This is a genomic window from Aquabacterium sp. (assembly GCF_016234775.1).
Classification (GTDB): Bacteria; Pseudomonadota; Gammaproteobacteria; order Burkholderiales; family Burkholderiaceae_C; genus Aquabacterium.
In genome coordinates, this window is the sequence record NZ_JACRAH010000010.1 from 1 (window position 1) to 3085 (window position 3085).

The 3085-nt window shown below is 58.2% G+C and carries 7 protein-coding genes and 1 pseudogene; all 8 read right to left on the minus strand.

Going from position 1 to position 3085, the window contains the following annotated elements:
• Positions 1 to 125, minus strand: a pseudogene (locus tag HY836_RS04325) (30S ribosomal protein S5); the annotation flags it as partial.
• A 20-nt stretch (positions 126 to 145) separates the two neighbouring features.
• A complete protein-coding gene (gene rplR, locus HY836_RS04330) occupies positions 146 to 508 on the minus strand; it encodes a 50S ribosomal protein L18 (RefSeq protein WP_290673928.1) in 363 nt (120 codons plus the stop codon).
• A gap of 14 nt (positions 509 to 522) precedes the next feature.
• Complete coding sequence (gene rplF, locus HY836_RS04335) at positions 523 to 1056, minus strand: 50S ribosomal protein L6 (RefSeq protein ID WP_290673930.1); 534 nt, start codon at positions 1054 to 1056, stop codon at positions 523 to 525.
• Positions 1057 to 1072: 16 nt separating this feature from the next.
• Positions 1073 to 1468, minus strand: coding sequence for a 30S ribosomal protein S8 (gene rpsH, locus HY836_RS04340; protein WP_290644368.1), 396 nt, complete (start codon positions 1466 to 1468; stop codon positions 1073 to 1075).
• A 30-nt stretch (positions 1469 to 1498) separates the two neighbouring features.
• A complete protein-coding gene (gene rpsN, locus HY836_RS04345; protein WP_290644366.1) occupies positions 1499 to 1804 on the minus strand; it encodes a 30S ribosomal protein S14 in 306 nt (101 codons plus the stop codon).
• 8 nt (positions 1805 to 1812) lie between these two features.
• Complete coding sequence (gene rplE, locus HY836_RS04350; protein WP_290673932.1) at positions 1813 to 2364, minus strand: 50S ribosomal protein L5; 552 nt, start codon at positions 2362 to 2364, stop codon at positions 1813 to 1815.
• A gap of 8 nt (positions 2365 to 2372) precedes the next feature.
• Positions 2373 to 2690, minus strand: coding sequence for a 50S ribosomal protein L24 (gene rplX, locus HY836_RS04355; protein WP_290673934.1), 318 nt, complete (start codon positions 2688 to 2690; stop codon positions 2373 to 2375).
• A gap of 28 nt (positions 2691 to 2718) precedes the next feature.
• Entirely contained in the window at positions 2719 to 3084 is a 366-nt protein-coding gene (rplN, locus tag HY836_RS04360) for a 50S ribosomal protein L14 (protein ID WP_290673936.1), read from the minus strand.
• Position 3085 lies beyond the last annotated feature (1 nt).

Here is a 3085-nt window from a genome sequence, read left to right on the forward strand (position 1 = left end):
AGAGCTGCGAAGCCCATGATCCGGCCGCCCTTGACCACTTTGGTCACGCGGTTCACCTGGATCATCTTCTCGCGCAGACCGTCGTCACGACCTTCGTCTGCTACCTTGGGTTGAAACTTAGCCATTTGAAATTCCTTCCGGTGGCTTAGAACTGAAGACCGGCTTCACGCGCGGCATCAGCCAAGGCCTTGATACGACCGTGGTACTGGAAACCAGCGCGGTCGAAAGCAACCTTCTCGACGCCAGCGGCCTTGGCCTTCTCGGCGATACGCTTGCCAACCAACGTAGCGGCAGCCACGTTGCTGCCAGCGGCTGTCAGCTGTTCGCGCACTTCTTTTTCGGCTGTCGAGGCTGTAGCCAGGACCTTGGTGCCGTCGCCAGAAATCACGCTGGCGTAGATGTGCAGGTTTGTACGGTTGACTGTCAAACGCACGGCGCCTTGGAGGGCGATACGTGCACGTGTCTGACGTGCGCGGCGCAGGCGCTGTTCCTTCTTGCTTGTTGCCATGATGAATCAGCTCCTTACTTCTTCTTGGTCTCTTTCAAGACCACGCGCTCGTCGGCGTAGCGGATCCCCTTGCCCTTGTAAGGCTCGGGCGAACGGAAGGCGCGCACTTCAGCGGCGATCTGTCCGACTACTTGACGGTCCATACCCTTGATCAGGATTTCGGTTTGAGACGGGGTCTCAACCTTGATGCCTTCAGGCATGTCCTTCACGACGGGGTGAGAGAAACCGATTTGCAGGTTCAGCTTCTGACCGACAGCCTGGGCACGGAAACCCACGCCAACCAGGGTCAGCTTCTTCTCGAAGCCCTTGCTGACACCGTTGACGGTGTTGTTCAGCAGAGCGCGGAAGGTGCCGGACATGGCATTGGCGGCTGCGGATTCGTTGACTGGAGCCACCTTCAGGACGCCGGCTTCGTTCGAAACGGTCACCAGGGCGTTCTGTGGCAGGCTCAAGGTGCCCAGGGCACCCTTGACGGTCACGGCTTCGGGGGTGATCTTCACGTCCACACCTTGAGGGACGGCGATCGGCATTTTTCCAACGCGGGACATTGCGATTGCTCCTCGATTAGGCGACGTAGGCGATCACTTCGCCACCGATACCGGCGGCGCGAGCCTTACGATCGGTCATCACACCCTTGGGGGTTGTCACGATAGCGACGCCCAGGCCGTTTTGGACCTGAGGGATGTCGTGACGGCCCTTGTAAATGCGCAGACCAGGACGAGACACCCGCTCGATGCGCTCGATAACCGGGCGACCTGCGTAGTATTTCAGCGAAATTTCCAGCGTTGGCTTTGCAGCCTCACCGGTGACGGCGAAACCGTCAATGTAGCCTTCGTCCTTCAGGACCTGGGCAATCGCGACTTTCAGCTTGGACGACGGCAGTGCAACGCTGGTCTTAGCGACCATTTGTGCGTTGCGAATGCGTGTCAGCATGTCGGCGATGGGATCACTCATGCTCATGGGATAACTCCTGTTCGTGCCCTGCTGGGATTACCAGCTCGCCTTGGTGACACCGGGGATGTCGCCAGCGAATGCCAATTCACGGATCTTCGTACGGCCCAGGCCGAACTGACGGAAGGTGCCACGTGGGCGCCCTGTCAGACTGCAGCGTGCGCGCAGACGGGTGGGGTTGGCGTTACGGGGCAGCTTTTGCAGTTCAAGACGAGCGGCGTAGCGCTCTTCGTCGGACTTCTTGCTGTCGTTGATGACAGCCTTCAGTTCGGCGGTTTTCTTGGCGTACTTGGCAACCAGCTTTTCGCGCTTTTCTTCGCGTTGCTTCAGAGAGACTTTTGCCACGATGTACCTCAGTTCTTGAACGGGAACTTGAAAGCAGCCAGGAGAGCCTTGGCCTCGTCGTCGGTCTTGGCCGTCGTCGTGATGCTGATGTTCAGACCACGGATGGCGTCGATCTTGTCGTACTCGATTTCCGGGAAAATGATCTGTTCCTTGACGCCGACGTTGTAGTTGCCGCGACCGTCAAAAGAACGACCAGAGATACCGCGGAAGTCACGAACGCGTGGCAGCGAGATGGTGACGAAGCGGTCCAGGAATTCGAACATGGTGACACCGCGCAGGGTGACCATCGTGCCGATAGGCATGTTTTCGCGGATCTTGAAACCGGCGATAGCCTTCTTGGACATCGTGATCACAGGCTTTTGGCCGGCGATCTTGGTCAGGTCGCTCACGGCGTGTTCCATGACCTTCTTGTCCGACACGGCTTCGGAGACACCCATGTTCAGGGTGATCTTCGTCAGACGCGGCACTTCCATGATCGACTTGTAGCCAAACTTGGCCATCAATTCGGGCACGATCTTTTCGCGGTAGATCTGCTGCAGGCGAGCTTGTTGTTGAGCCATGTTTGACCTCAAGCCTTGAGTTCTTCGCCGCTGGACTTGTAGACGCGCACTTTCTTGCCGTCAGCCAGGAGCTTGATACCGACGCGGTCAGCCTTGCCAGAAGCAGGGTTGAAAATCGCCACGTTGGACTGGTGGATGGGCATGGTCTTGTCAACGATGCCGCCGGTGGTGCCCTTCATGGGGTTGGGCTTGACGTGCTTCTTGGCAACGTTCACGCCTTCAACCAGCAGATGGGAATCATCGACGCGAGCGGACACGGTGCCACGCTTGCCTTTGTCGCGACCGGTCAGAACGATGACCTGGTCGCCTGTCTTGAGCTTGTTCATTAGAGCTGTCCTTTGCGTTGCACCGAGATTACAGAACCTCGGGAGCCAGAGACACGATCTTCATGAAGCGCTCGGTACGCAGTTCACGCGTCACCGGGCCGAAGATGCGGGTGCCGATAGGCTCCAGCTTGGCGTTGAGCAGAACGGCGGCATTGCCGTCGAACTTCACCAGAGAGCCGTCTTGGCGGCGAACACCCTTGGCGGTGCGGACAACCACAGCGCTATAGACCTCGCCCTTCTTGACGCGGCCACGGGGTGCAGCTTCTTTGATGCTCACCTTGATGATGTCGCCGATACCGGCGTAACGACGCTTAGAGCCACCGAGCACCTTGATGCACATGACGCTCTTAGCACCAGTGTTGTCAGCGACGTCAAGTCGCGATTGCATTTGGATC

Excerpts from the sequence above, each read along its gene's own strand:
- rplF (WP_290673930.1), bottom strand. The coding sequence starts at position 1,056 with ATGTCCCGCGTTGGAAAAATGCCGATCGCCGTCCCTCAAGGTGTGGAC.
- rplE (WP_290673932.1), bottom strand. The coding sequence starts at position 2,364 with ATGGCTCAACAACAAGCTCGCCTGCAGCAGATCTACCGCGAAAAGATC.
- rplR (WP_290673928.1), bottom strand. The coding sequence starts at position 508 with ATGGCAACAAGCAAGAAGGAACAGCGCCTGCGCCGCGCACGTCAGACA.
- rpsH (WP_290644368.1), bottom strand. The coding sequence starts at position 1,468 with ATGAGCATGAGTGATCCCATCGCCGACATGCTGACACGCATTCGCAAC.
- rplX (WP_290673934.1), bottom strand. The coding sequence starts at position 2,690 with ATGAACAAGCTCAAGACAGGCGACCAGGTCATCGTTCTGACCGGTCGC.